Source organism: Nocardia sp. Root136, assembly GCF_001427185.1.
Lineage (GTDB): Bacteria > Actinomycetota > Actinomycetes > Mycobacteriales > Mycobacteriaceae > Nocardia > Nocardia salmonicida.
In genome coordinates, this window is sequence record NZ_LMFE01000001.1 from 2018844 (window position 1) to 2044668 (window position 25825).

Sequence of the window (25825 nt, forward strand, 5' to 3'; positions counted from 1 at the left end):
TCAGATCGCGAGCTCGCGCCTGGTGACTTTACCGGTCGCGTTGCGCGGCAACGCGTCCGAAGTGATCCGCCATCGGGCGGGCACCTTGAAATAAGCGAGGCGGTCGGCGACGAAGGCGCGCAACTCCTCCGGGTCCACCGCCCCCGGTTCGGCGACGACGACGGCCGCCACCTCCTGGCCGAGATCGGGATGGGCAACGCCGAAGACCGCGCACTCACTGACGGCCGGGTGTTCGACGAGCACGTTCTCGATCTCGGTGGGATACACGTTCTCGCCGCCACGCAGGATCAGGTCGGTGCGCCTGCCCGACACGGTGAGCCTGCCGTGGTGGATCGTGCCGAAATCGCCGGAGCGCAACCAGCGTTGGTCGTCGATCGCGGCCGCTGTCGCCGCGTCGTCGTTCCAGTAGCCGAGCATCACGTAGGGGCTGCGGATGCAGATCTCGCCCTCGTCACCTTCACCGACCGCCTTGCCCTCGGCGTCGCGGATCTCCACCGTGACACCGATGATCGGTCTGCCGACCGAGGCGTCGTCGGCGGCCAGGTCGAGCGGGGTGGCGACCGTCGCCGCGGTACCGCTCTCGGTGAGGCCATAGCTGGTGGTCAGCGAGAATTGCAGGGCCGAGGTCTTCTCGCGCAGGCCCGCCAGCAGCGCGGGCGAGGACGGCGCCGAGTTCAGCGAGAGCGCGCTCAGTGAGGACAGATCGTGCTGGGCCACATCGTGTTCCAGCAGTCGCGACGCCATGGTCGGCACCGCGGCCCAGTTGGTGACCTTCTCGCGCTCGACCAGGCTCAGAACGCGGCCGATCTCGAAGGCACCGTGCGGGAACACCGCCGCCGCGCCGGTCAGCAGGCGCGGGATGACGAGGTTGTGCAGGCTGGCGATATGGAACAGCGGCGCGGTGACCAGGTAGCGGCGATCGCTGGGAGCATCGCCGGGCTCCTGCCCCATGAACGCGGCCATCATGGCGTCGGTGAAACGGTGGTAATCGCTGATCGCCACCATGTTTCGCTGCGAATGGACAACACCCTTCGGCCTGCCGCTGGTCCCGCTGGTGTAGAGGATCACGGCCGGATCGTCTTCGGCGACCGGCGTGCTGGGGATCTCGCCGCCGCCGAACTCGGCGATCAGCGCGGGCAGGTCCTCCTCCATGGTCAAGACGGGCAGGTCCGTGCCTGTCTCGGCCAGGTGCGCAGCCCTTTTCGCGTCGGCGATGACGACGGTCGGCGTGGTGTGGCCCAGCCCGTAGGCGATCTCCGGCGGCGCCCACCAGGCGTTGTAGCCGACCGGGATCGCGCCGAGGCACTGTGCGGCCCAGAACGCGATCACCCAGTCCGGGCCGTTGGCGGCCAGGATGCCGACGCGATCGCCCTTGCCCACGCCGTACCTGGCCGCCAGCGCGGTGGCCAACGCGCCCGCCGCCGCGGCGTGCTCAGCGAAGGAGATCCGGCGGTCCTCGGTGACGAGGTAGTCGCGCTCACCCCACTTCAGTGAATGCTCCAGCAGTTCGCGTAGGTTGGCACGGCGCTGCGCGAAGACCGGAATCGGCACGCCGAGAACGGGTTCAACGGTCATCTCGAACGGCGAGCCCGGCGCGGTCAGGCCCGCCGCCACCTTGGCCACGAATTCCTGTGGGTCTACAGCGTTGGTCATGTTCTTCTCCATCAGGGAATCAGGACGGCGCGGCCGCGGATCGCGCCGGAGTCGAGTCGGTCGAAGGCGGTTCGGGCATCGGCCAGGTCGAACCGCTCGATCTGGGCGCGGAGCTTGCCCGCAGCGGCCAGAGCCACGGCATCTATGAGGTCGGACCTGGTGCCGCCGTAGGACTTTCGTACCGTGGCACCCCATGGCAGTCCGGGTCCGCCCGCTGGTCCCGAGTCGATGCCGGTGGCGCCGCCGCCGAGACCCACCAGCCGGACAGCGCCGTTGGGGGCGACGGATTCGACGGCGAGCTTGACGGTGGGATCGGTACCGACGAAGTCGAACACCGCCTCCGCGCCGCGTCCGCCGGTGAGCTCCAAGATCGTGGCCACGGTGTTCTCGTCGGCCTTGAGCACGATGTCGGCGCCGCATTCGGTGGCCAGGGCGAGCTTGTCGGCATCCACGTCGACCGCGATCACGGTGGTCTGGGTGAGGGCCTTCAACAGCTGGATCGCCACGTGGCCGAGTCCGCCGATCCCGATGGCGACCGCTGTGGCACCGGGCCAGAGCTGGTCCATGGCGCCGCGGATAGCGTGCATCGGCGTCAGTGCCGCGTCGGCCAGTGGCGCGGCGTGGGCGAAGTCGAGTTCGTCGGCGATCGGCACGAACGAGCGCACCGGTATGCGGACGTACTCGGCCATACCGCCGTCGGGGCCGAGGCCGGGACACGGCGGCATCGCGGTGCGACCGGCGGCCAGGCAGACATTCTCGTTGCCGCGCAGGCACTCCCGGCATTCGCCGCACGACCAGCACAGGTACACGATCCCGCGTTCGCCGACGCTACGACCTTCCACCGCCGAGCCGACGGCCTCGATGGTGCCCGCGATCTCGTGGCCCAATGTCAGGGGCTTCTCGCTCATCGGGAACGGCAGGCTCAGCACGAACGAATCCGAATGGCAGATCCCCGCCGCGCCGACCCGCAGCAGCAGATCGGCGGGTCCGAGTTCCGGTACGGGCACCGTGCGCAATTCGAGGGTGCCCGGGGCCGTCAACTGCATCGCACGCATGCTCATCGGGCGTCTCCTACCGCGTCGAACGTAGCTTTCAGGTAACTGTCGCACCGATCGGAACCGATCAATCCCGTCGCCATGCGATTCATGGTGTAGGCGAAGGTGATTCGGCGATCCAGGTCGTTGACCACCATCGAACCGCCGTACCCGGCCCACCAGCAGACCCGGCCATCCGGAATGTGCGGGAAGGTCTCCGGTCGGGGCAACCCGTAGCCGATGCCGAAGCGCAGCGGGGCGAGCAAGGCCAGGTCGATGCCGTCGGCCTGCTCGCGGAAGATCAGCTCGATCGTCGCGGGCGAGAGGAACCGCCTGCCGCTCAGCTCGCCGCCGTTGGCGATCAGCGACTGGACGCGGGCCACCGAGCGCGCGTTGCCGTGCCCGTTGGTGCCGCCGATCTCGGCCGCGCGCCAGGCCGGCGTCGCGGTTTCGGAGACCTCCAGCCAGGGGCTGGTGAGCGTCTTGATCAGCACGCTGTTCTGGTCCAGGGTCGACAGGTCGTAGTCGGGCATTTCCGGCGGGATCAGGGTGGCGATCCGGTCGGCGTGCTCGGGACTGGTACCGATGTGGAAATCGGCGCCCAAGGGCCCGGCCAGTTCGTCGGCGAAGAACGTGCCCAGCGAGCGGCCGGTGATGCGGCGCACCAGTTCGCCGATGAGATGCCCGTAGTTGATGGCGTGATAGCCCGAGGCGGTGCCCGGCTCCCACCAGGGCGCCTGCGTCGCCAGGCGGGCGGCGGCGGCATCGGTGTCGTAGATATCGGACAGCGTGATCGGCTTGTCCCAGCCCGAGACGCCCGAGGTATGCGAGAGCAGGTGGCGGACTTCGATGTCGGCCTTGCCGTTGGCCGCGAATTCGGGCCAGTAGTGGGCAACTCGCTGATCGACGTCGAGCTCGCCGCGGTCGACGAGCAGCAGGGCACACAGCGCCGTCATCGTCTTGGTGACCGAGAAGACGTTGACCAGGGTGTCGGCGCTCCATGGGGTGGTGCGCTCAGGATCCGCGTAGCCGCCCCACAGGTCGAGGACCGGATCGCCGTCGACAGTGACGCACAGCGCGGCGCCGAGTTCGGCCCCGGAGCCGAGCTGTTCGTCGAATGCCGCACGCACACCGGCGAATTCGTCGCGACAGAAGCCGGAAGCGGTGCTCATCGCGCCACCTCGGCCGTCACCCGAGCGGGCACCGGCAGGGCATTGCCCGCGGCGGCGGCACGTTTCGCGCCGCGCTCCATCTCCTTGGTCATCGAGCGCACGTACGGCTCGAATTCGGTCTGGATGGTGTGTCGTGGCGAATCGTAGTAGCGACCGGAGCGTTTGGCTTCCTGCGCCCCGAGCACCTCGTCGATCTCCGCGCGCGGAGGCAGGTGATAGCGACCGGTCAGGTAGGCGACTACGAGCTTGCTCTGCTGCTCGGCGAAGTTCACCAGCGTCGGCATCGGCTGGGCCAGACCGAGATAGAACAGGTTGTCCACACCGGGCTTCATCATCATCTGGAACAGCGGGAACCGGTTGTCCGCGTCGGGCGCCAACTCGGTATCGGTGAAGAACGGAAAGCTGATGTGGTAGCCGGTGGCGCAGACGATCACGTCGACCTGCTCGGTGCTGCCGTCGGCGAAATGCACCGTGTCACCGGCCAATCGGGTGATCGCGGGCTTGCACTCCACGTCGCCGCAGCCGGCCCGGTGCAGGAATTCCTCACTCGCCGACGGATGTGCCTCGAACGGCTCGTGATCAGGTGTCGGCAGGCCGTAGGTCGACATCTCGCCGCGGTTCTTGCGGACGAAGCGTTGCTTGAGCTTGAGCGCGATCTTGGCCGGAATCCACGCGGGCATCGACGCGCGGTCGCCCACTTGCCCGTTGACGTACTTGGGCAGCACCCACACGCCCCGGCGGGCGGAAACGAACAGCTTCGAGGCGAGGAACCGCTGGGACAGTTCCGAGGCGATGTCGAGGCCCGAGTTACCCATGCCGACCACCACGATCCGCTTGCCGCGCATATCGATCGGGTCGAACGGGTCGTTGTAGGCGTGGCTGTGCATGAGCACACCGTCGAACTCGCCCGGGTAGTCCGGGAATCGAGGATTCCAGTGGTGTCCGTTGCAGACGATCAGCGCGTCGTAGACCTCGGTCTCGCCCGCCGCCGTCGTCACCCGCCACAGACCCGCGTCGTCGCGCTCGGCGGCGGTGACCAGGCTGTTGAACCGGATCCGATCCCGCAACCCGAAGTGGTCGACATAGTCCTTGAAGTACTGCAGCAATTGGGAATGGTGCGGGAAGTGCGGCCAATCCGCCGGCGCCGGAAAGTCCTCGAATTGCAGGCGGTACTTCGAGGTGTCGATGTGCAGGCTCTGATAACACGCCGACATGCCGTTGGGGTTCTTGAAGTACCAATTGCCGCCGACCTCGTCGGACGCCTCGTAGCAGTCGAACGGAATGCCGTTCTCGGCGAGCCGTTTGGCGGCGGTGATACCCGAGGGTCCGGCGCCGATGACGCACACCTTGGGTAATTGACCTGTATCCATGCAGAACTCCTCCAGCGGCCTCGGTCATCGATGACCATGCCGGGTGACGTGGACCACAGGATAGCGTCTCGCTGGACATCATGTCTAGTGAATGAGCTGATCGTCTAAGATGGTCCGATGACGACCGAACCCACCCGCCGTGGATCGTTGCGCGAGGAACAGAAGCGTCTGACGAAGGCCAGGATCGTCGAGACCTCGCGCACCCTGTTCGAGACGCAGGGCTACTCCGATGTCCGCGTCGACGACATCGCCGCCGCTGTCGGCTGTAGCCGGGCGACCTTCTACCTGCACTTCACCAGCAAGGGCGAGGTGCTGCGGGCCATCGCGCAGGAAGGCACCCTCGCCAGCGTGCGGGATTTCTACGCCGACCTCGACCGGGTGCTCACAGTCGGGTCCCGAGAGTCGTTCGCGGACTGGATGACTCGCGCGATCGATTGGTTCTTCACGAACAAGGACATGCTCCCGGCCTGGGACGAGGCCACCGCGCTCGAACCGGAATTCCGCGCGGTGGCGCGCGAGGGCATCATGACCCTGGCCGACACCATGCCCGCCTACCTCGCCCGCTGGCCCGAACACCGCCGCGACGAGGCCCGGCTGCGGATCGAACTGCTCGTCGCCCAGCTCGAGCGGTTCTTCACCCGCTGGGCGATGCAGGGCACCATCGACGTCTCGGCCACACAGGCCGCGGCGGTACTCACCGATGTCTGGTTTCCCGCCCTCCAAGCGCCGGACTGAGCTCAGAGCAGGCCGAGCACACGGGCCTGGGCGATCGCCTCGGCCCGGGCGTTGACGGCGAGTTTCTGGTAGATCCCGCGCAGGTGCGTCTTGACGGTGTTCACCGAGACGCCCAGGTCGGCGGCGATATTGCCGGCCGTCATGCCGGAGGGAAGTTGGCGAAGCACCACCAATTCGGTGTCGGTGAGTTGTGGTGCGCCCGCAGTGGTGCCCCGATAGGCACGGATACGGTCGACCAGAGCCGCATAGTGACCGAAGCGCGCGCCGATGCGGGCGAGCAGCTCGTCGGCCGCGGGGACATCGAGGAACGGGCGAGCCAACTGCTCGGTGGCCGCGTGGGCGAGGGCCTGCTCGCAGGCGTCGTCGACCTTGCGGGGGCGATCGAGGCGGTCGGCGGCGACCGCGACCAGCAACCACGCCGTGACCAGCGATCGAGAGGGCAACCGCGCGGTGGCGAGCAGCGGTTCCAGCAACGTCAGCACGACGGCGGGGCGATGGGCGTAGAGCGCCAGTCCCGCTTCGGCGACGACCATGTCCGGGGTCCGGCCGAGCGCCCGCGTCGCGTGGTCGATCAGTTGCTGCGCGTCCGCCCTGGCCTGTACGCGCAGCAGCAGCCACAACACATCGGTGACCAGTCCGCCGGTGCCGTGCAGCGTGGGCGATTCGTCGAGCAGGCGATGCAGTCGCTTGCTCAGCGTGACCGCCGCGGCCGAGCGATCCGTGGCATCGCCGAACATGAGCACGCCGGTCATGATCGCCGCCAGGCGCACCGGCGCGGGGACCACCGTCTCGTCGGCGGCGGCCGAGGGCAGACTCGGCAACGGCCGCTCGAAATCCAGGCCCTGTTCATACGCGCCGTAGGCCGCGAGCGCCCTCGCCGCGGCGGCATCGCCCGAACCGGCGAGGTCGTAGCGCTCGGCGCAGTCGATCGCCTGGGCCGCCAGCGCTCGAAGCTCGCCGACCCGGCCCGCCATCCCGGCCGCCACGGCCGTCGCGGTTCTGGCGCGGACCGCGACGCGACCCAGCCCGACCTGCTCGGAGTGCACGATCGCGTGGCGCACAGACGTGGCGCCGCTGTCGAGCTCACCGCCGTAGATCTCGGCGATTCCGCAGTACAGCGCGGCGTAGCAGTCGAGGTCGGGCTGTCCGGTCACCGGTGGCAGCGGCCATGGCATCGAGGCCGAATCACCCACCAGGACAGCGACTCCCGCGCTCACGGCATGATCGAGGGCGGCCACCCACTCGGTGGGCACCATCGGCGCCGCCGAATCCGGGCCGACGTGGGCGGCCTCGAGATATACCTCGGCGGCGGCGATATCACCCGACTCCACCGCGACGGCCGCGCGCAGCAGGCGAACGAAAGTGTCGTGCTCGGAAAGGTTGTCGACGGCGGCGAGCAGGGTGTGGCCCGCCCCTTCCAGCACCATGCGCAGCCCCCAGTCGCGCAGGAAGGGCACCAGCCCTGGCGCGCCGGGCTCAGCCACGATGTGCTCGAGCGCGGGACCCGGCATCGCGGCCGCGGTGAACCAGGCGGCCACCCGGCGATGGCAATCGGGCAGGCGATCCGGCCTGGTGTAGGCGGCCTCGGCGAGCAGGTAGGCCCGCAGCAGCGGGTGGTAGGTGTGCCAGAGTTCGCCCGCGTGGGCGACGGTGTGCAACGGAAAGTTGGCGCGCAGCAGTTCGTCGAGGATGCGGGCGGCGTCGCCACCCACCAGATCTTCGGCCATCGGCAAGCTGAATTGCGCGGGAACCGCTGTGGCGAGCAAGAATTCGAGAGTCGGCGCCGGTAGCGAGGCGAGCAGTTCGGCGACCAGGAAGTCGGCGACCGCGTGTGAGGGGCGGGCCAGCGCGGCGAGGGCCGTATCGCGGTCGGTCCCGGTGGCCGACAGGCAGATCGCCGCGATGCGAACCAGTGCGGCCCAGCCTCGGGTCAGGTTCTGGACCACGGCGAGCTCGGCGTCGTCGAGTCGGCAGCCGTGCTGGGCGAGCAGTTGGGCGACCCGATCCGGGGCGAGTGCGAGTTCGGGCACGCCGATCCGGGTGAGCCTGCCCGCCAGGTCGAGGGCGTGCCAGCGCAGTGGCGGATCGAAGCGGCTCGCGATCAACACGGTGACCTGGGCGGGCAGGTGCGTGAGCAGGTATTCGAGCCCGGCGAGTTGCAGCGGGTCGGTGAGCAGGTGGGCGTTGTCGATCACCAGCACCGTCGGCTCGACATCGACCAGGCCCGCGAGGAGATTCACGGCACGGTCCATCGGCGTCTGCAGCACGCCGGTCGGCACGAAATCCGGCATGGGATCGAGAGTTCGGGCGATCTCGGCCAACAGGTCGGTGCCCCGATATTCGGCCACGGTCAACCACGTGACACGCGCCGAGCACCTGCGGCGTACCCAGTCGACCAGCACGACGGTCTTCCCGCTGCCCGCCGGTCCGCACAGCAGCACGGTGTGCCCGGTGGCCGCCTGTGCCCGATCCAAGCGGGCGAAGGCCTCGTTGCAGCGAACCGGAGCGAAGGACAGCTCAGGGAGACCGGCACACGGACCGGTCACAGCTATCACCGAGCCGCCGCTATGAACTTCCAGAGAACCCGACGACGAAGCCATCTTCACCCTCCTGAACACGCTTTTCATCGCGCGGCGGCCGACCTCCGCCGAGATCGACGGTAGGCCAAGTGGAGGCTGTGCGGTTGCTGGCGAGGTGAAGTGGGGCCGCTCGTTATCAGATCGACGTCGACTCGTCGGCGAACGCTCAGTCGGGCAACTGGGACATGCTCAGCAGGGTGAGGCCGAGGGTGTCGATGCGGGCCATCACCCCGCGCATGGCCGTGCTGTCGGCGACGAGGCCGAACAGGGTGGTCGTCCCGGTGGGCGAATGCGAGCTGGGGCGCAGCTCGGGAAAGGCCGCGAGGACACGCTCGGACAGCTCGCCCTCGACGACGAACTGGTAGCGGAGCGGTCCGGGCTTCGACATGGCCCCAGTGTCGCGGCCGGTCGCCGTGGCTGCCTCATCCGCTCCGGGTGAATTCGCTCGCCACCTGCGGAGCAACCGGCTCCCACGCTTTTAAACATTGTTATTTCAGTTTCCGGGACGCGGGCCGGATCCGCTGGCTAATGTCGCGCTCATCAACAGCGCGAACAGGAGAACATCATGAAGATCTACCAGGCGCGGCGTGCCGGTTTCGGACTCACGGCTTTCACCGCGGTGGCCGCGGCCGCCGTGCTGGCCGCACCGCAGGCATCGGCGCTCGTGCAGGGGATCGCGGTGAGCGGTAGCACCCACTATGTCGATACCGCCTACACCGTCACCGCCGATGTCACGTCCACCTCGTTCCTGTTCAAGGTGACCTTCACCGACAACGGCACCCAGATCGGTGAGCCGGTCTCGGTGTCGGACGGCAAGGCAACCATCACCTGGACGCCGAAGACCACCGGCGCGCACGAGATCAAGGCGGTGCAGGAACTCATCAGCTCCAAGACCGTCACCATCACCGTCGCGCCGAAGCCCACCTCACCCGGTGGTGGGACGAGTACCGGTTCCGCTGACCTGAGTGGGCTGCTGTCGGGCTCGGCCGGCTAGCCCACTCGAACAGTCCGGCCGCCGCGAACCTCTCCCCGCGGCGGCCGTTCTGCGTTCAGACCTGGTCGTAGGCCTGTTGCAGGGCGGCGATGTCGAGCTTGGACATCGAGCGCAGCGCCGTGCCGACGGCGATGACACGATCGACCTCACCACCCATCAGTTTGGTCAGCACGGCAGGCACGACCTGCCAGGACACCCCGAACCGGTCGGTGAGCCAGCCGCACGGGCCGGGGGTTCCGCCGTCCCGCGACAGCGCGTCCCAGAGGCTGTCGATCTCGTCCTGGGTATCCACCACCACCTGCAGCGACGCGGCATCGCTGTGCGGGTGACCCGGGCCGCCGTTCATCAAGGTGACAGCCTGACCGTCGAGGTCGAGGGTGACGATGAAGGCCGAGCCGTCCCCCTGGCGGGTGACCTCGACGATGCGCGAGTTCGGGACTGACGCGGCATAGAGTTCGGCCGCCGCTTCGGCGTCGGCGTCGAACCAGAGGAAAGTGTTGACGGACATGATGTGCTCCTTGGGGTGAGTGGCTCTGCTTCACTCCCTGGTCGGAGCCGATCATCACGCTTCGACACATCCGCCGAACTTTTATTTTCGCGGCAAGGCCGCGGCGAACCGCACCCCGCGTTCGACCCATTCCCGCAGGACGGTGTCGTCGTCGACCGTTTCCGGGGCTACTCGCAGCCAGCCGTGCAGCTCGCGCCCGCCCATCACCATCGGCGTGATCGCCGACCCGTCGAGCAGACGATCGCCTTCGGCCGGGGCCACCCGCACCAGCAGCCCACCCTTGCCACTGGCGGCCACGGCCATGTTGCCGCCGATCAGGAAGGCGAGACCGCCGAACATCTTCCGCTCGGTGAGGTCGCGGCGCGGGTAGACGATCTCCCGGATCCGCTCGGCGAGTTCCTCGTCGTATGCCATCAGCTCAGTGTGCGCCGAGCCACCGACACCGAACTCAGATGCCGAGGGCCGCGGCGAACATGGGCCAGGAATCGTGGACGTCGTCCTGCCAGTAGGGCCAGGCGTGGGTGCCCGCGGCGCGGAAGCGGATGTCGGCGGGGATGCCGAGTTGGGCAAGGCGGCCCGCGAGCGGACTCGAACAGCTGCCGACGACGGCTTCCATAGTGCCGCCGACCAGCAGTCGATCGAGCAGCACGCCGACATTGCCCGCGATGCTCGGGTCGTTGAACGCCTCGTACGGGCCGGGAGCGCCGTTACCCGAGGACAGATAGATGGCGGTGCCGCGCAGACGGTCGGCGTGCAGGGTCGGGTCGTTGGCCGCCCATGCCGGGTCGCCGGGACCTCCCCACATATTGGTGGCGTCGGCGCCGAAGGTGGCCAGTTGGGCGCGAACCAGCGTCTCCGCGAGCGGGTTGCCGGTCTGGGTGCACCCGCTGAAGGCGCCGACCGCGCGATACAGGCCGGGTGCGGCGATCGCCATGTTCAACGCCGAGGTGGCCGACATCGAAAGGCCCGCAATGCCGTTGGCGCCGGTCATGCTGAATCGTTCGTTGAGCAGCGGTGGAAGTTCGTTCGTCAGGAAGGTGGACCACTTGTTGCGGCCCAACGCGCCGTCGTCGCGCTGCCAGTCGGTGTACATGCTGGCGCGGCCGCCGATCGGGACGATCACATTCACCGGCTTGTCGGCGAAGAAGTCGACCACATCGGTGCGCCGCATCCACGGCCCGCCGCCCTCGCCGCCGTCGATCGCGTTCAGCAGGTACAGCGCGGGCGCGCCGGACCCCGGATGCGACATCCAGAGGGTGATCGGGCGATTCATCGCCGCGGAATACACGACCACCTCGAATTGCCTGCCGCCGAGCGGGCGGACATCGAGGATCCCGGATTCCGCCGACGCCATGGGCGAGACGACGAAACCACAGCCGAGCAGGACGAGCAGACAGCACACAAGCCGACGCATGCGACGTAGTGTGCCGCACGACCCCGCTAATGTCCGGCATTGGGCGGTTCGTGTCCCTATTGTGCGTGTTCATCCGGAAAATGTGCGCGCAGTTCGGTGATCGAGGCGGGTCCCGCGTCGGGCACGTGCATCCGATCCGCAATCGTGGCGCGCAGCTTGCGCGGGAGCCCTGGCGCGTGCCGGGCGAGGTAGGCCGAAAGCCACTCCGGCTCGCCGACGAGGAACGGAAAATCGGTGTTCATCATCGGGCGGATCACCAGCATCGGCAGCGGGGCGTGCAGCGGGCGGTAGTCACGGTTCCACAGGCCCGCGACCGGACAACCGGGATAGAACTGGCCGAGCATCGCACCCGCGCGGACGATGTCGCTCTTGCGGGCGACGTGCGCGGCGTCGATGCGGGCGGTGTCCGCGAGTTCGGGGAAGACGGTGAGGACCGCTTGGGTGTGGTCGAGAGTGCGGTAGAGCTCGAAGGCGTCGTCGACGGCCGCGGCGATCCCGCCGGTGTCCGTCAGTTCGGCGATCCACAGGGTGTGTTGTGCCACAGCGGGTTTGACGAACGGGCACACCGGGCCGGGTCGGCCCTGGTCGGGATCGGGGCGCATGAGAGTGTTCGCGAACCAGTCGATCAGGGGTGCAGTTCGTGGGTGTTCGGCGGACCAGCGGGCGGGGTCGTCGTAGACGCACCACCAGGTGGCGTCGGTACGTCGACCTCTCATCGAGCGCAGAGTGGTCATGTCGTGGCCGTCGCGATCTCGACTTCGCGCAGGTGACGGTCGAGGATCGGGCCGATGCGGGCGACGACGTCGGCGTTGGTGAGTTGGGCGTGGGTGGTGTCGACGGAGTGTTCGATGAGACGGCCGGTGACGAAAGGGCGCCAGATCTGGGCGTCGAGGAACGCGGTCATGCCCTGGGTGGCGCAGAAGTAGAGGAGGTCGCCGTCGAACAGGTCGGGGCGGTAACCGTGGGAGAGGCGGACACCGTCGGCGTAGGCCTCGTGCAGCCTGGTGAGTTGTTCGACGGTGAGGCCGGACCCGAGACTCGCTCCGGCTCCGGCCAATTCGGCTGCGGCTTCCTCGGCGGAGAGGTCGGCAAGTGTGTCGGCGTCGCCGGGTTCGTCGCCGAGCAAGTGGGTGAGGAGGTCGCGCATGCGGGGGCGCGGGGGTGGGTCGGCGTAATCGGGGACGACGACGCTGTCGAGCATGGCGAGGGTGGCGACGTCGCGACCCTCGGCACGCAGGCGGACGGCGGTGGCGTGGGCGAGTTGGCCGCCGAGGGACCAGCCGAGCAGGTGGACGGGGCCCTCGGGTTGCAGGCGGGTGATCTCGGTGGCGTAGGTGGCGGCGAGGAAGTCGACGGTCAGGTCGTCGAGTTGCGGATCTGCCGCCGACAAGGTCGGTGCTTGCAATCCGTAGACAGGACGGTCGGTGATGTGGCGCGCCAGGCCGGTGTAGCACCAGGCGAGCGGGACGGCGGAGTGGACACAGAACAAGGGTGGGTGAGTCCCGCCGGTGCGCAAGGGCAGCACGGTGGCGAGGGCGTCGGCGCCTGGGTCGGCGTCGGCACGGTAGGTCTCGATGCGGTGGGCGAGCGCGGCGACCGTGGGTGCGGTGTAGAGCCAGCGGACCGTGATCGGGGTGTTCGTCGACGCGGCCAGTTCCGCCGAAACACGCACGCCGGTCAGGGAATTGCCACCGATGGCGAAGAAGTCGTCGTCGGCGCCGACCGCGTCGAGGTGGCAGGCGAGGGCGAAGGTGGTGGCGACCACGAGTTGTAGCGGTGTCCGTGGCGGACGGTAGAGGGTGGCGGGCGGTGGGGGAAGTGCCGCGCGGTCGAGTTTTCCGCTGGCTGTCAGCGGGAGGCGGTCGAGGGTGATCAACGCGGCGGGGACCAGCGCTGTGGGCAGGACAGTGCGGAGGCGGGCGAGGGATGCGGCGGCATCGAAGCCGGTGTCCGATGCGGACGGATGCTCCGATCCGGGGCGGCCGAGGGCCGAGCCACTGTCGGAGGTGGTGTCCGGTGTGGAGGGTTGCGGACCGGGAGCTCGGGCAGGGACGACGTAGCCGATGAGACGCGCTGCGGGCGTGCCCGCGTCGGCGATGTCGACTGCGGCGTGGGCGATGGTGGGGTCGGCGAGCAGGGCCGTTTCGACTTCGGCCGGTTCGATGCGGCGGCCGCGCACGGCCAGTTGGGTATCGATGCGGCCGAGGAACTCGTAGCCGCCGTCGGCGCGCGGGCCGACGAGATCGCCGGTGCGGTAGACGCGCTCGCCGTTGCCTCGGGGATCTGCCACGAACCGTGCCGCCGTGCTCGCGGGATCGCCGAGATAACCCTGCGCCACACACGGTCCGCCGAGGTACAGCTCGGCGCGGGCACCGGTGGGGACAGCTCGAAGGTGTGGATCCAATAGCAGCGCGGACACTTCCGGTAGCGGCGAGCCTATGGTCACCGGCTCCCCCGGCACCAGCGGCGTCGACTGGGTGGTCATCACCGTGGCCTCGGTCGGGCCGTAGCCGTTGTGCAAGCGGACTCGGGATGCCCAGGTGGCGACCAGTTCCGGCGGGCAGGCCTCGCCACCGACGACCACGACCGTCAGAGTCGGCACTTCCTCGGGTCGCAGGGTCGCCAACACGGCGGGAGTGGTGAGCAGATGAGTGACTCGACGCTCGGTGATCAGTCCGGTCAGTTCCGCGCCTGCGACGACCGTTGGCGGTTCGACTACCAGGCGTGAACCCGCCGCGAACGCGGCGAGGAGTTCGAGCAGATGCGCGTCGAACGCCGGTGAATGGGCGTGCAGCACTACCGAATCCGGTGTCGTCCGGTAGCGGTCGAGCAGATGACTGGTCAAGGGAGCGAGGCCGCGGTGGGTGACCGCGACGCCTTTGGGCATTCCGGTGGTTCCTGAGGTGTGGATCAGGTAGGCCAGGTGTGCGGGTGTCAGCCGTCCGCGGCGGTCCGCGTCGGTGACCGGCTCCGACGGCTGATCGGCGACGTGCGCCAGAGTTCGCTCGTCATCGAGCAGCAGCCACGTGATCCCGGAGGATTCCCCAGGGTTCGCTGCCCGTGTCGTCAACCCGAGTACCGCACCGGATCCGGCGATGATCCGGGCGACCCGCTCGCTCGGATCGCCCACATCGATCGGCGTCAGGCAGGCACCGGCGGCCGCGATGGCGCGCACCGCCAGCACGGACTCGAGTGACCTCGGAATCGCGGTGAGCACCGGACTTCCCGGCGTGGCGCCGTGCGCGATGAGCACCCTGGCCCACCGCGCCGCCGACTCACCGAGCTCCCGGTAGGTCGTCGACCTGGCACCGTCCACCACGGCGACGCGGTCCGACTCGTCGAACCCGCTGAGCAGGTCGCTCAATGTCGAAGTTGTTGCCGCACAGTCGTGCACCACTTCGATCTCGTTGCGGCGGTACCTGCCGACAGGTGCGTCGACCCGTTCAACACTCTCAGCGGTCGACGACCGCACATCGTGCGCGGGGGTCAGGTCGCGGATCGACTGGGTCGGGTCGGCGGCCAGGAAGGTGGCGAACCAATCGAGGAAAAGGCGGTGGTACCAGGCCAGGGTGGCGGCGTCGTAGCGGGCCGGGTTGGCTTGGAAGTCGATGGTCGCGGAGGTGTTGTCGGGGCCGAGTTGGTAGCCGTTGACGAGGAGGTCTTCGACGGGACCGAGGCTCAGGAGATGGGCGTGGCCGGTCACGGGGCCGAGGGTCAACGGGGCGGTGAAGCCGAGGAGGTTGAGCACCGGGCCGAATCCGCCTCGGGCGATCTGGGTTTCGCCACGGTCGCGTTGGATGTCCTCGTAGCGGTAGCACTGGTGGCGCAGGGCACCGATCACCTGCAGCCGCACCTGGCCGATCAGGTCTTCGACTGATGTAGTGGCGAGGTCGCGCAGGCGCAGGGGCACGACATTGGAGACCGAACCTGCCGAGCGGCGTAGGGCCGCGGTGGGCCGAGCGGCCACGGGCAGCGATAAGACGACCTGGTCGGCGCTCGACATTCTCGCCAGGAAGGCGGCGAAGGCAGCGGCGGTCAACTCCGGAAAGCTCGCCGCGTAGCGCTGTCTCGCGAGGGTCAGCAGGTGTGCGGTCAGCTCGTCGAGACGGGCCGACACCCGATGTGGGTCCGACGACGCGGGCGCGGCGATTCCGGCGAGCCCTACCGGATCAGGCAGCCCGGCAACCTCTTCGGCCCAGAATGCCCGATCCGCGACCGCACGGGGCGAGTCGCGATAACTCCGATCCACGTCGACCAAGTCCGCGATCGACAGCACACCTGCCTGGTCGAGATCTGGTGCCTTCGAGTAGTTCTCGGCTGCGAGCCGCAACACCGCCGCCGCACCGACTCCATCGAGCACCAGGTGGTGACTGCGCAGGTAGAGAAAGCACCGTTCGGGACCCACGCGGTACAACACGGCGACGGTGATCGCGTCCGCGCACAGGTCCAGCCGAGCTCGGCGATCGGCGTCCATTCGCGACAGCGCTTCGGCCACCCCGAAGCGGCTCGAGTCCTGACTCGGCTCCAACGTGTCGCCGGTGAGGTCGATTTCGGTGAGTTCGCCGAACACGGTCGGGTCGAGGTACTGGTGAGGCCGGCCGTCGATGAGACGTAGGCGCACATGGGGTGATTGCAGTCGCGCCGCCGCCGCGCGCATCGCCGTGCCGAGGCGCGCGATGTCCAGTGGCCCACGCAGATCCAGATACAGGGCGATGGCGGCGGGCACGGCGGGTGCCAGCTGATGAGCTACCCACCAGCGTAATTGCCCGGCCGACAAGGGAATCGGCGCGGCCTCGGCCGTCACCACGGCAGCTACCGCGCCGATACCACCCTCACCTTGCCGCACCGGGCCTCCCGGGATTCGGAGCAACCGTTGACTGGTTCTCCGGCAAACCTACGGCATCTACCCCGCGTCGGGCACGGTTACGCGCGCGGCTGCGTCGGCGGTGACCACCTCGGCGAGCACCTCGTCCAGCGTCGACGCGGCGCGACCGAAGGTGGTCAGCATCGCCGAATCGTCGACGACGAACTCACGATGGGACATGTGTTTCGTCTCGAACAGTTCGGCCCAGAACGGGTCCTGCTCGGCGAGTTCGGTGATCTCCGCGTCGGTGAGCACCGCCAGTTCCGGTGTCGCGGCGCCTGCCAGCGCGGCGAGCCTGGTCGCGGCCGCACGCACGGTCGTGGTGATCACCGGGGCATGCCAGGCCCTCCCCCACGACCGGTCGTCGCGCGCGAGGGTGACCAGTGCGGCCGCGGCGTCGCCGATCGCGGTGAACGAGTGCGCGAGGTCGAGTTCCTGCGGCACCCGGGCCGGGGTGTTCGCCAGCACCGCGGACTGAACGAGCAGGGAGAAGACCGAGACAGCACCCGCGCCGAGGAATTGACCCGCGCGCAGTTCGGTGACACGCAATCGGCCTGCCTCGTGCGCGGCGAGGGCATCGGTCCACATCCTGGCTCTCACCGCGCCTTTGCTCCCCGTCGCGGCGAGCGGGGTGTGTTCGCTGACGACGCCGTCGACCGGGCCGTAGCCGTACAGATTTCCCAGCATGACCAGGTCGGCGCCGACGCTTTCCGTCGCCGACAGGATCGAACCGAACAGGGGCGGAACCGCTTCCGGCCACGTGTGATACGCGGGCATAGCCAGATTGAAGACGATGTCCGCGCCGGTCGCGATCTCGGTCAGTGCGGTGGTGTCGAGTGCGTCGAGCGCGATCGGTTCCACGCCCGGATGGTCCGGGCCCAGCCCGCTCCGGCTCACCATCCGCACGCGATCTCCGGCCTCGGCGAGCAACAACGCGGTGGCGGTCGCGGTACCACCTCGGCCGACAACTACCTGAATGGACATATGAATTCCCTTTCACGACAACAGCTTTCGGTGGAGCTGCGGGGTTCCGCCCGCACCTTCAACGATGCCGTTGCCGCGAGGACTAGACTAGTGGCCGGAATGCCAGCTATCCCAAGGATCAGGCCATGAAGACGATTGCCGTGGTTGCCGTCCCGCCGGTGAAGTCCTTCGATCTGTCGATGCCGGAAACCCTGATGGGCTCGGTCATGATCGACGGTGAACCCGGCTATCGGGTGGTGGTCTGCACGGCCGAGCCGGGGGTACTGCCGTCGACTCCCGGTGGATTCGACGTCGTGATCCGGTACGGGCTCGATGTTCTCGACTACGCCGACGCGGTGATCGTGCCGAGTACGGGCAGCCGCACCGACGCGGATCCGGTGACCCTGCAGGCGCTGCGCACGGCCGTCGACCGCGGCATCCTGGTCACCTCGATCTGCAGCGGCGCGTTCGTGCTCGCCCAGGCCGGTCTCCTCGACGGCCGCGCCGCGACCACGCACTGGGGCCTGGCCGACGAACTGGCCCGCGACCATCCCCTCGTCCGGGTGCGCTCCGACGCACTGTTCATCGAGGACGGGCCGGTGACCACCGCGGCAGGCGCGGCGGCCGGAATCGACCTGTGCCTGCATCTGATTCGAGCCGACTACGGCGCCACGGTCGCCAATGCCGCCGCACGAGCGGCGGTGGTCACTCCCGTGCGGGCCGGCGGCCAAGCCCAGTTCGTCGACACCCCACTCCCCGCCGACGACGATCTCTCGCTCTCCGCCACCCGGGCCTGGGCGCTGGAGCGCCTCGACACTCCCCTGTCGCTGCGCGAACTGGCCGAGCACGCGCGAACCAGCGTGCGCACCCTCACCCGCCGATTCCACGAGGAAACCGGCCAGAGCCCACAGAAATGGCTACTGAGTCAGCGTATCCACCGAGCCCGCGAACTGCTGGAATCGACCTCGTTGCCGATCGAGCAGGTCGCACGGCACAGCGGGATCGGGTCGGCGGAGTCGTTGCGCCAGCACATGGTTCGCCTGCTCGGCGTTCCCCCGAGTGTCTACCGGGCGAACTTCACCTACGGCGCGACCGGCGGATAGCCAGGGTAGGGCTGGTAGCCCGGAGGCGTCCGTGGCGCGAAGTAGGGACCGGACATGCCGTTCCACAAGAGGATCACCGCGGCCAGCCCGACAGCCAGCGTGACGGTGCTGAACACCAGCGCGATACCGGCCGTCGAGGTGACCATCACCATCACCGTGCCGACGACATAGAACAGCGCGTTGAGCCCGAAGAACACCGTGCCCGTGATCCGGCCCCAGTTCTTGCCCGCCCGGCAGACGAAGGCCATCCACACCCACAGCCCCGCCGTGACCAGCGAACTCGCGATGCTCCCACCGATGGTCGCGTACACGAGTAGATCGAGGTCGTCTCCCCGCAGCACGCCACCTGACGCGTCGAGCGCATTGCTGCGCGCCTCGTCGAGCATGGTGAGCGAGTAGGCCATGGCGAGCAGCGTGACCACCGCCCCGGCCAGCATCACGTAGAACGCGATCTGCACACTCTGCGGCACCACCCGCGGCGCGGCGTCCACCGGCGGATAAGGGCCGGCCGGCACGGGATACGGAGCGCTCGGCCCATAGGGCTGAGGCGTCGGCCCGTAGGGTGGCGGCGATCCCAGCGCACCCGGCACCGGTCCATACGGCGGCTGCGGTATGGCCTGGCTCGGCGCCTGCGGATAGGCCACGGGAACCGGGTTCACGGGGCCGCGCGATGCCGACTCATCCGGATAGGCCGTCAGCCCGTCATCCTGCGACGGATAACCCTGACCTGCGGACGAATCTGACATCGAGCTGTGCCCCCTTGTTGTGAAGTCGGGGCCAACTCTAGTCGCAGCCGCCGACACCGGCTGACTGCGCGGGATCGGCTTCAGCGAACGCCGACCAGCTCCCGAGCCGCGCTCCGGTACCGATCGACGATCAATCGAACAACCCCGGGATGCACACCGATCGGATCGGCCACCCCATCGGCGCCCGCATCGTGCAACCGCTGGTGAAAGAGACCGTGTGCCAACAGATAGGACGCGATGTACACCCGCTCGGCACCCGACTCACGAAGCGAGGCAACAACTTCGGGCACCCGAGGCGTCCCGGTCGCCACGTAGGCGATCTTCACCGGCGCATCCAGCTGCTCGGCCAGCATCCCCGCGGCACGCCGAACATCCTGTCGCGCACGCGAATCCGAAGAACCGGCAGCCGCGAAAACGACCGCGTCGCCCGGCTTCCACCCGGCACCACGCAAGCGCACTGCCATGATCCGCGTCAATGCCGGATCCGGTCCCATCGCCGCCGTCACGGCGACCGCGCTATGCCCACTCTCGGCAACCTCACGCGGAACGTCCTGATACACGTGATACCCCGAGGCGAGAAACGCCGGAACCACCACAGCGGGCCCGTCGAGATCGCGCAGAACCTCCGAAGGCGAGGGCCCGAGCACGTCGACGAAAGCGGTCCGCAGCGAGGCATTCGGCGCCGAGGACACCGTGACGCCGAGCTCGGCGGCCACCGCCTCGGCGAGCGCGGCGATCATTTCCACCCCGCGCGCACTGCGAGTTCCGTGCGCGACCAACACCAGTGCCGGATCACCCGGCAGCCCGGCGCTCACCACACCCCGATCGCTTGGGCGGGCCGGGGCGAGCGAGCGGGCGTTCCGATCCCCGCGGCGTGCGGTGCCTGGACAGCCGCTCGCGCGGGAGGAGGAGTATCGGAGCAGTCGGCCGCGTCCAACGCCAGCCGGTACCCACGCTTCACCACAGTCTGAATCGCCTTGGGGGTCCCGAGACCGGCCCGCAGTCGCGCGATCGCCGTCTCCACCGCATGGGTGTCGTCGCCACCGCCCGGCAGCGCGGCCAGCAGGTCTTCGCGCGAGACGACCCGACCCGGCTGACGAGCCAGCGACCGCATCAACGCCATCGGGGCGGGCGCCAGCTGACGCACCTCACCGTCGACGACGACGCATCCACCACGCACGCTGATCAGATGACCGGCCGCGTAGATCCGGCTGGCGCGGCGCGGAAGTTCTTCTGCCACATGGCGAGCCAGCGCACCCAACCGGGCCCGGCCCGGCATCGTCGTCGGCACGCCGAGCTCTTCGAGCGGAGCCGCGGTGATCGGTCCGACACAGGCAGCGAGCACCCGGCCACGGAACGCGTGCAGCACCGACTCCAAGAGCCCGGTTTCCTTGGCGCGCATCAACAGTGACGCCACGGCGGGCGCGCTGGTGAAGGTGACGCAGTCCAGGCTGCCGGAGATGATCGCATCGATCATCGTGTCCATCGGCCCACGATCGGCAGGCGGTTCCCACCGGTACACCGGCACCGGGACCACGTCGGCGCCCGCGCAGCGCAGCACCTCACAGAAGTCGGGAACCGGCTCCCATTCGGTGGTCGCGCCGTGCAGCTGCACCGCGATGCGGACGCCTTCGACGCCCTCGGCGAGCAGATGATCGAGGACCTCGGCCGAGGACTCCGAGGCGGGTGACCATTCCTCGCGCAGCTCGGCCGCGCGGATCGCGCCCTTGGCCTTGGGGCCGCGGGCCAGCATCCGGGTCGAGGCGAGGGTGTCGCGCAGGACCTCGGCCAGACCCCAGCCCTCGGCCGCTTCCATCCAGCCGCGGAAACCGATGCCGGTGGTGGCGACGGTGATCTGCGGCGGATCGGTGATCAGCAGTTCGGTGACGCGTTCGAGCTCGGTGTCATCGGCCAGCGGGATGATGCGGATAGCGGGGGCTGACGTGACGGTCGCGCCCTTGCGGGTGAGCAGGGTGCTGAATTCCTCGGCGCGGCGAGCCGCGGTGACGCCGATGGTGAAGCCGGCAAGGCACGGGCCAGTGTCGGTGGGAGAGGTCATGGGGTCGGCACCGGCTCGTTCGAGACCGCGACGACGCCGCCGTCGAGTTGGACCGCGTACACCGGAAGGGACTGGGACTCGTCGTCGAGACAACGGCCGTCGATCAACGAGAAAGCCTGCTTGAGCAGCGGCGACGCGACGACGGGAACGCCGCCGCGATCACCGATGATGCCGCGCGACATCACCGCGGCCCGGCCGAACGGGTCGATATTGCCGACGGCGGCGAGCGTGCCGTCGGTGAGTAGGAACAGTGCCGCCTGACGGCCGCCCTTCAGTAGGACAGCAACGCCGCGCCCCGGGATCAGGAAATCGAGCCTGCACGCCTGGGTCCAGGTCGCGGTCTCAGTGGTGATGGTGGGTGTGTCGATAACGGTCATCGGTTCCTCCTCCGAACGCCTTACCTATTGGTACAGGCGCCCTGTTTCCGCAGCGTTAAGTACTTATTTCCCGGCCGGTGCTGTGTCCGAAGCAACACCGACGGGCATGCCGGGAAGACCGAGGAGCACTGGTACCTTGCGTTCGCCGCTGTCGTCGAACGAGATCGTCGGGTCGGCTTCGTCAGGGGCATTGACGAAGGAGACGAAGCGCGAGAGCTTGTTCTCGTCCTCGAGAACGGCGGCCCACTCGTCCTTGTAGCCCTCGACGTGCTTGGCCATGGCGGCCTCGAGGTCGGCGGCGATGCCGAGGCTGTCGTCACAGACGACGGCCTTGAGGTAGTCGAAGCCACCCTCGAGGGCCTCCTGCCACGGCGCGGTGCGCTGCAGACGGTCGGCGGTGCGGATGTAGAACATCAGGTAGCGGTCGATGTAGCTGATCAGGGTCTCGTCGTCGAGATCACCGGCCAGCAGCACCGCGTGCTTGGGGGTCAGGCCGCCGTTGCCGCCGACGTAGAGGTTCCAGCCGTGCTCGGTGGCGATCACGCCGACGTCCTTGCCGCGGGCCTCGGCGCACTCGCGCGCGCAACCCGAGACGGCCAGCTTGATCTTGTGCGGCGAACGAAGGCCGCGGTAGCGCTTCTCCAGCAACACGGCCATGCCGACCGAGTCCTGCTGGCCGTAGCGGCACCAGGTGGAACCGACGCAGCTCTTCACGGTGCGCAGCGACTTGCCGTAGGCGTGGCCGGACTCCATGCCGACGTCGACCAGGCGCTTCCAGATCAGCGGCAGCTGCTCCACGCGAGCGCCGAACAGGTCGATGCGCTGACCACCGGTGACCTTGACGTAGAGGCCGAACTCCTTGGCCACCTCGCCGATCACGATCAGCTGGTCGGCGGTGACCTCGCCACCCGGCATCCGGGGGACGACCGAGTAGGTGCCGTTCTTCTGCAGGTTGGCCAGGAAGTGGTCGTTGGTGTCCTGCAGCGCGGCCTGCTCGCCCTCGAGGATGTGCTCGCTCGAGGTCGACGCCAGGATCGAGGCGACGGTCGGCTTGCAGATATCGCAGCCCGAGCCCTTGCCGTGCTTGGCGATCAGTTCGGAGAAGGTGCGGATGCCGGTGACGGCGACCACGTCGTAGAGCTCGGCACGCGACTGGGTGAAGTGCTCACACAGCGACTTCGACAGCGCAACGCCGGACTGCTCGAGCAGCTTCTTGATCATCGGCACACAGCCACCGCAGGAGGTACCCGCGTTGGTGCAGCTCTTGACGGCCGGGATATCGCAGGCGCCCTCGGCGATCGCGCCGCAGATGGCGCCCTTGCTGACGTTGTTGCAGGAGCAGATCTGGGCGTCGTCGGGCAGCGCGTCGGCACCGAGTTCGGCGCCGGCCGGGGAGATCAGCGCGGCGGCGTCGGCGGGCAGCGGGCGACCGACCAGCGGGCGAAGGGCCGCGTACTGGCTCGCGTCGCCGACCAGGATGCCGCCGAGCAGGGTCTGCGCGTCGTCGGAGACGACCAGCTTGGCGTAGGTGCCCTTGGCCGCGTCGTGCAGCACGACCTCCAGGGCGCCTTCGGTGGTGCCGTGGGCGTCACCGAAGGAGGCCACGTCGACGCCCATCAGCTTCAGCTTGGTGGACATATCGGCACCGGGGAACTCGCCCGCGCCGCCGAGCAGGCGGTCGGCGACGATCTCGGCGGTGGTGTAACCGGGGGCGACCAGGCCGTAGCAGACGCCCTCGATCGCGGCGCATTCACCGATCGCGTAGACGCTCGGGTCGGAGGTCTGCAGGGTGAGGTCGGTGAGGATGCCGCCGCGGGCGCCGGTCTCGAGGCCCGAGGCCTTGGCCAGCGCGTCCTGCGGGCGCACACCGGCGGAGAACACCACCAGCGACGCCCTGATCTCGGAGTCGTCGGACAGGTGCACCGTGACGTTGTCGGCGCCTTCCTCCTCGATCGAGACGATCTTGGCGGTGCCCACCCCGGTGTGCACATTGAGGCCGATATCGGTGACGAGCTTCTCCAGGATCGCGCCACCACCCGCGTCGACCTGGGCGGGCATCAGGCGACCGTTGTACTCGATGACGTGCGGGGTCATCCCGAGCAGGCGCAGCGCGTTGGCCGCCTCCAGTCCGAGCAGACCGCCGCCGACGACGACACCGTGCGCGCCGGGACCGGCCGCTTCGGCGGCGGCGCGGATGCCGTCGAGGTCGTCGATGGTGCGGTAGACGAAGCACTCGGGCAGGTCGTGGCCGGGAACCGGCGGCACGAACGGGTAGGAGCCGGTCGCCATGACCAGCGCGTCGTAGGCGATGACGTCGCCGCTGGTGCTGGTGACGGTCTTGGCTTCGAGGTCGATGGACTCGCCCCGCTGGCCCAGTCGCAGGTCGACCAGTTCGTCGCCGTCGTACATGTTGCCGGGCAGCGCCAGGTCATCGGCGTTCCAGTTGCCGACGTAGTAGGACAGGCCGACGCGGTCGTACGCGGGCAGCTTCTCCTCCGACAGGATGATGACCTGCCACTGGCCTGCCTCGTCGCGCGAGCGAAGGGCTTCGACGAAACGGTGTCCGACCATGCCGTGGCCGACCACGACCGCTGTTTTGCGAGTGCTGTTCATGAGAGTGACCTCCTTGGTAGTGGTCGGTTGTCAGCGAGCCGACGAATTGGCCGACGAAGCGTTGGTTTCGGCCTCGAGGACCAGGGACTCGGCCTCGACCACGACAGCGGCGTCGGAGGAAAGGCGCGGACGGCGCAGGAACACCGTCCAGGTAACGGCGGCGCAGACCACGTAGAAGGCCAGGAAGACCCAGAACGCGGTGGTGGCCGAGGCGGTGCTGGAGTAGGAGCTGCGCAACACCATGTTGATGCCGACCCCGCCCAGGGCGCCGATCGCGCCGACGAAGCCGATCAGGGCGCCGGAGGTGTTCTGCGACCAGGCGGCCTGCTCGACCCGCGAGACCGGCAGGCTCTTGGACTTGGCCTCGAACACCGACGGGATGATCTTGGTGACGGCGCCGTTGCCGAAACCGGACAGGACGAACAGGGCGATGAAGCCCGCGACCAGCATGGTCATGGTGGCGCCGGTGGCAACGCCGGAGTTGCCGTCGGCCATCGTCGAGGCGGTGACCACGAGCAGCGCCGCGAGCATCATGGCGCCGAAAGTGGCGATGGTGACCTTGCTGCCACCGATCCGGTCGGCCATCTTGCCGCCGTACGGGCGGGCCAGCGAACCGAGCAGCGGGCCGATGAAGGCGATCGACGCGGCGTGGACGGCGGCCTGGGCGGCGGTGTCGCCACCGGCCTTGAAGCTGATCTGCAGGATCTGGGCGAAGGCGAAGCTGTAGCCGATGAACGAACCGAAGGTGCCGATGTAGAGGAAGGCGATCGCCCAGGACTGCGGTACCCGCAGGGCCTTGACCATGTAGGACAGGTCGGCTTGCTGGTTGGTCAGGTTGTCCATGTAGAAGGCGGCGCCGACTGCGGTGATACCGACCAGGACCAGGTAGACCGCGCAGATCACCGAGGCGTAGTCGCCACCGAGGGTGACCAGCACCAGCAGGCCGAGCAACTGGATCACCGGAACGCCGATGTTGCCGCCGCCGGCGTTCATTCCGAGGGCCCAGCCCTTGAGGCGCTGTGGGTAGAAGGCGTTGATGTTGGTCATCGACGACGCGAAGTTGCCGCCACCGAAGCCGGCGAACGCGGCCACGACCAGGAACGTGGTGTACGACGTGCCGGGCTGGTTGACGAAGTACAGCGTCAGCAGCAGCGGGATCAGCAGCAGGAACGCGGAGAAGATCGTCCAGTTGCGGCCGCCGAAGCGAGCGGTGGCGACGGTGTAGGGAATGCGAAGGAACGCGCCGACCAGCGTGGGCATGGCGACAAGGAAGAACTTGCCCGCCGCGTCGATGCCGTACTTGTCGGTGGGCATGAACAGCACCATCACCGACCAGATCGACCACACCGAGAATCCGATGTGCTCGGCGATCACAGACCAGATCAGGTTGCGCTTGGCTACGTCCTTGCCGCCGGCCTCCCAGGCCGCGACATCTTCGGCATCCCAGTGCTCGATGTCGTGGTTCCGCTTCAGCGTGCTCAAGATTGGGCCTCCCAAAAGTGCGATGGCCCAACGGTAGGAAATGGGTATTGCCGAAATGCTGCGGGAAATGTCGCGCGAATCAACGGTTTCTCACCTTCACCCGGTCAGGGAGGTGAGATCAGCCCTTTTGTTTCGGGCATGTGTCGCAACGATTTCCGC

21 protein-coding genes are annotated in these 25825 nt (G+C 68.4%); 3 read left to right on the forward strand and 18 right to left on the reverse strand.

Translation table 11 applies throughout. The features are described 5' to 3' along the window. From ASD42_RS09375 to ASD42_RS09390, 4 genes are read right to left on the reverse strand one after another with little or no spacing between them, the layout of a single operon-like run. On the reverse strand, positions 1-1653 hold the full coding sequence (locus ASD42_RS09375) for a class I adenylate-forming enzyme family protein (RefSeq protein ID WP_056815871.1): 1653 nt from the start codon (positions 1651-1653) through the stop codon (positions 1-3). 11 nt (positions 1654-1664) lie between these two features. After that, complete coding sequence (locus ASD42_RS09380) at positions 1665-2708, reverse strand: NAD(P)-dependent alcohol dehydrogenase (RefSeq protein ID WP_056812823.1); 1044 nt, start codon at positions 2706-2708, stop codon at positions 1665-1667. A gap of 2 nt (positions 2709-2710) precedes the next feature. Further along, positions 2711-3859 carry a serine hydrolase domain-containing protein gene (locus ASD42_RS09385; protein WP_056812826.1) on the reverse strand — a complete coding sequence of 383 codons (1149 nt, stop codon included), beginning with the start codon at positions 3857-3859 and terminating at the stop codon, positions 2711-2713. Next, positions 3856-5229, reverse strand: a complete 1374-nt coding sequence (locus ASD42_RS09390; RefSeq protein WP_056812831.1) for a flavin-containing monooxygenase — start codon at positions 5227-5229, stop codon at positions 3856-3858. Before ASD42_RS09390 ends, ASD42_RS09385 begins: the two co-directional genes overlap by 4 nt. A gap of 117 nt (positions 5230-5346) precedes the next feature. Between ASD42_RS09390 and ASD42_RS09395 the strand changes: the two genes are divergently transcribed. Continuing rightward, complete coding sequence (locus tag ASD42_RS09395; protein WP_056812834.1) at positions 5347-5964, forward strand: TetR/AcrR family transcriptional regulator; 618 nt, start codon at positions 5347-5349, stop codon at positions 5962-5964. Between the two features lie 2 nt (positions 5965-5966). Here ASD42_RS09395 and ASD42_RS09400 read toward each other — a convergent pair whose 3' ends face one another. Beyond that, positions 5967-8510, reverse strand: a complete 2544-nt coding sequence (locus tag ASD42_RS09400) for a LuxR C-terminal-related transcriptional regulator (RefSeq protein ID WP_056812836.1) — start codon at positions 8508-8510, stop codon at positions 5967-5969. A 199-nt stretch (positions 8511-8709) separates the two neighbouring features. Next, positions 8710-8931, reverse strand: coding sequence for a hypothetical protein (locus ASD42_RS09405; RefSeq protein WP_056812839.1), 222 nt, complete (start codon positions 8929-8931; stop codon positions 8710-8712). Positions 8932-9108: 177 nt separating this feature from the next. On the opposite strand from ASD42_RS09405, the gene ASD42_RS09410 reads away from it, so the two are divergent. After that, entirely contained in the window at positions 9109-9537 is a 429-nt protein-coding gene (locus ASD42_RS09410; protein ID WP_056812842.1) for an Ig-like domain repeat protein, read from the forward strand. 55 nt (positions 9538-9592) lie between these two features. Here ASD42_RS09410 and ASD42_RS09415 read toward each other — a convergent pair whose 3' ends face one another. The 6 genes from ASD42_RS09415 to ASD42_RS09440 all read right to left on the reverse strand — a co-directional run bounded on the left by ASD42_RS09415 (position 9593) and on the right by ASD42_RS09440 (position 17307). Then, a complete protein-coding gene (locus ASD42_RS09415; protein ID WP_056812845.1) occupies positions 9593-10045 on the reverse strand; it encodes a VOC family protein in 453 nt (150 codons plus the stop codon). An 81-nt stretch (positions 10046-10126) separates the two neighbouring features. Then, positions 10127-10459, reverse strand: a complete 333-nt coding sequence (locus ASD42_RS09420; protein ID WP_056812848.1) for a TfoX/Sxy family protein — start codon at positions 10457-10459, stop codon at positions 10127-10129. A gap of 34 nt (positions 10460-10493) precedes the next feature. Further along, positions 10494-11459 carry an alpha/beta hydrolase gene (locus ASD42_RS09425; RefSeq protein ID WP_056812850.1) on the reverse strand — a complete coding sequence of 322 codons (966 nt, stop codon included), beginning with the start codon at positions 11457-11459 and terminating at the stop codon, positions 10494-10496. A gap of 56 nt (positions 11460-11515) precedes the next feature. Further along, positions 11516-12175: a DUF6875 domain-containing protein gene (locus ASD42_RS09430; RefSeq protein ID WP_156677411.1), complete on the reverse strand. Its 660-nt coding sequence runs from the start codon at positions 12173-12175 to the stop codon at positions 11516-11518. Positions 12176-12189: 14 nt separating this feature from the next. Next, positions 12190-16305 carry a non-ribosomal peptide synthetase gene (locus ASD42_RS09435; RefSeq protein ID WP_063893579.1) on the reverse strand — a complete coding sequence of 1372 codons (4116 nt, stop codon included), beginning with the start codon at positions 16303-16305 and terminating at the stop codon, positions 12190-12192. A 57-nt stretch (positions 16306-16362) separates the two neighbouring features. Continuing rightward, the gene (locus ASD42_RS09440) at positions 16363-17307 is read right to left on the reverse strand and encodes an NAD-dependent epimerase (RefSeq protein ID WP_056812856.1); all 945 of its coding nucleotides are present in this window, start codon (positions 17305-17307) and stop codon (positions 16363-16365) included. Positions 17308-17432: 125 nt separating this feature from the next. On the opposite strand from ASD42_RS09440, the gene ASD42_RS09445 reads away from it, so the two are divergent. Further along, positions 17433-18389, forward strand: a complete 957-nt coding sequence (locus ASD42_RS09445; protein ID WP_056812858.1) for a GlxA family transcriptional regulator — start codon at positions 17433-17435, stop codon at positions 18387-18389. Here ASD42_RS09445 and ASD42_RS09450 read toward each other — a convergent pair. The 6 genes from ASD42_RS09450 to ASD42_RS09475 form a co-directional block, all read right to left on the reverse strand. After that, complete coding sequence (locus ASD42_RS09450; protein ID WP_131816856.1) at positions 18368-19135, reverse strand: hypothetical protein; 768 nt, start codon at positions 19133-19135, stop codon at positions 18368-18370. The genes ASD42_RS09445 and ASD42_RS09450 overlap by 22 nt on opposite strands. A gap of 80 nt (positions 19136-19215) precedes the next feature. After that, complete coding sequence (locus ASD42_RS09455; RefSeq protein ID WP_439956253.1) at positions 19216-19950, reverse strand: sirohydrochlorin chelatase; 735 nt, start codon at positions 19948-19950, stop codon at positions 19216-19218. Beyond that, on the reverse strand, positions 19947-21194 hold the full coding sequence (locus ASD42_RS09460; protein WP_056812864.1) for a uroporphyrinogen-III synthase: 1248 nt from the start codon (positions 21192-21194) through the stop codon (positions 19947-19949). The genes ASD42_RS09455 and ASD42_RS09460 overlap by 4 nt, the downstream gene beginning before the upstream one ends. Beyond that, positions 21191-21571, reverse strand: a complete 381-nt coding sequence (nirD, locus tag ASD42_RS09465) for a nitrite reductase small subunit NirD (RefSeq protein WP_056812868.1) — start codon at positions 21569-21571, stop codon at positions 21191-21193. Before nirD ends, ASD42_RS09460 begins: the two co-directional genes overlap by 4 nt. A gap of 63 nt (positions 21572-21634) precedes the next feature. Further along, positions 21635-24184 (reverse strand): nitrite reductase large subunit NirB, encoded by a 2550-nt coding sequence (gene nirB / locus ASD42_RS09470; protein WP_056812871.1) that lies wholly within the window; start codon positions 24182-24184, stop codon positions 21635-21637. 30 nt (positions 24185-24214) lie between these two features. After that, entirely contained in the window at positions 24215-25669 is a 1455-nt protein-coding gene (locus ASD42_RS09475; RefSeq protein ID WP_084465978.1) for an MFS transporter, read from the reverse strand. Positions 25670-25825 lie beyond the last annotated feature (156 nt).

Excerpts from the sequence above, each read along its gene's own strand:
- ASD42_RS09375 (WP_056815871.1), bottom strand. The coding sequence starts at position 1,653 with ATGACCAACGCTGTAGACCCACAGGAATTCGTGGCCAAGGTGGCGGCG.
- ASD42_RS09380 (WP_056812823.1), bottom strand. The coding sequence starts at position 2,708 with ATGCGTGCGATGCAGTTGACGGCCCCGGGCACCCTCGAATTGCGCACG.
- ASD42_RS09385 (WP_056812826.1), bottom strand. The coding sequence starts at position 3,859 with ATGAGCACCGCTTCCGGCTTCTGTCGCGACGAATTCGCCGGTGTGCGT.
- ASD42_RS09390 (WP_056812831.1), bottom strand. The coding sequence starts at position 5,229 with ATGGATACAGGTCAATTACCCAAGGTGTGCGTCATCGGCGCCGGACCC.
- ASD42_RS09395 (WP_056812834.1), top strand. The coding sequence starts at position 5,347 with ATGACGACCGAACCCACCCGCCGTGGATCGTTGCGCGAGGAACAGAAG.
- ASD42_RS09405 (WP_056812839.1), bottom strand. The coding sequence starts at position 8,931 with ATGTCGAAGCCCGGACCGCTCCGCTACCAGTTCGTCGTCGAGGGCGAG.
- ASD42_RS09410 (WP_056812842.1), top strand. The coding sequence starts at position 9,109 with ATGAAGATCTACCAGGCGCGGCGTGCCGGTTTCGGACTCACGGCTTTC.
- ASD42_RS09415 (WP_056812845.1), bottom strand. The coding sequence starts at position 10,045 with ATGTCCGTCAACACTTTCCTCTGGTTCGACGCCGACGCCGAAGCGGCG.
- ASD42_RS09420 (WP_056812848.1), bottom strand. The coding sequence starts at position 10,459 with ATGGCATACGACGAGGAACTCGCCGAGCGGATCCGGGAGATCGTCTAC.
- ASD42_RS09425 (WP_056812850.1), bottom strand. The coding sequence starts at position 11,459 with ATGCGTCGGCTTGTGTGCTGTCTGCTCGTCCTGCTCGGCTGTGGTTTC.
- ASD42_RS09430 (WP_156677411.1), bottom strand. The coding sequence starts at position 12,175 with ATGAGAGGTCGACGTACCGACGCCACCTGGTGGTGCGTCTACGACGAC.
- ASD42_RS09440 (WP_056812856.1), bottom strand. The coding sequence starts at position 17,307 with ATGTCCATTCAGGTAGTTGTCGGCCGAGGTGGTACCGCGACCGCCACC.
- ASD42_RS09445 (WP_056812858.1), top strand. The coding sequence starts at position 17,433 with ATGAAGACGATTGCCGTGGTTGCCGTCCCGCCGGTGAAGTCCTTCGAT.
- ASD42_RS09450 (WP_131816856.1), bottom strand. The coding sequence starts at position 19,135 with ATGTCAGATTCGTCCGCAGGTCAGGGTTATCCGTCGCAGGATGACGGG.
- ASD42_RS09460 (WP_056812864.1), bottom strand. The coding sequence starts at position 21,194 with ATGACCTCTCCCACCGACACTGGCCCGTGCCTTGCCGGCTTCACCATC.
- nirD (WP_056812868.1), bottom strand. The coding sequence starts at position 21,571 with ATGACCGTTATCGACACACCCACCATCACCACTGAGACCGCGACCTGG.
- nirB (WP_056812871.1), bottom strand. The coding sequence starts at position 24,184 with ATGAACAGCACTCGCAAAACAGCGGTCGTGGTCGGCCACGGCATGGTC.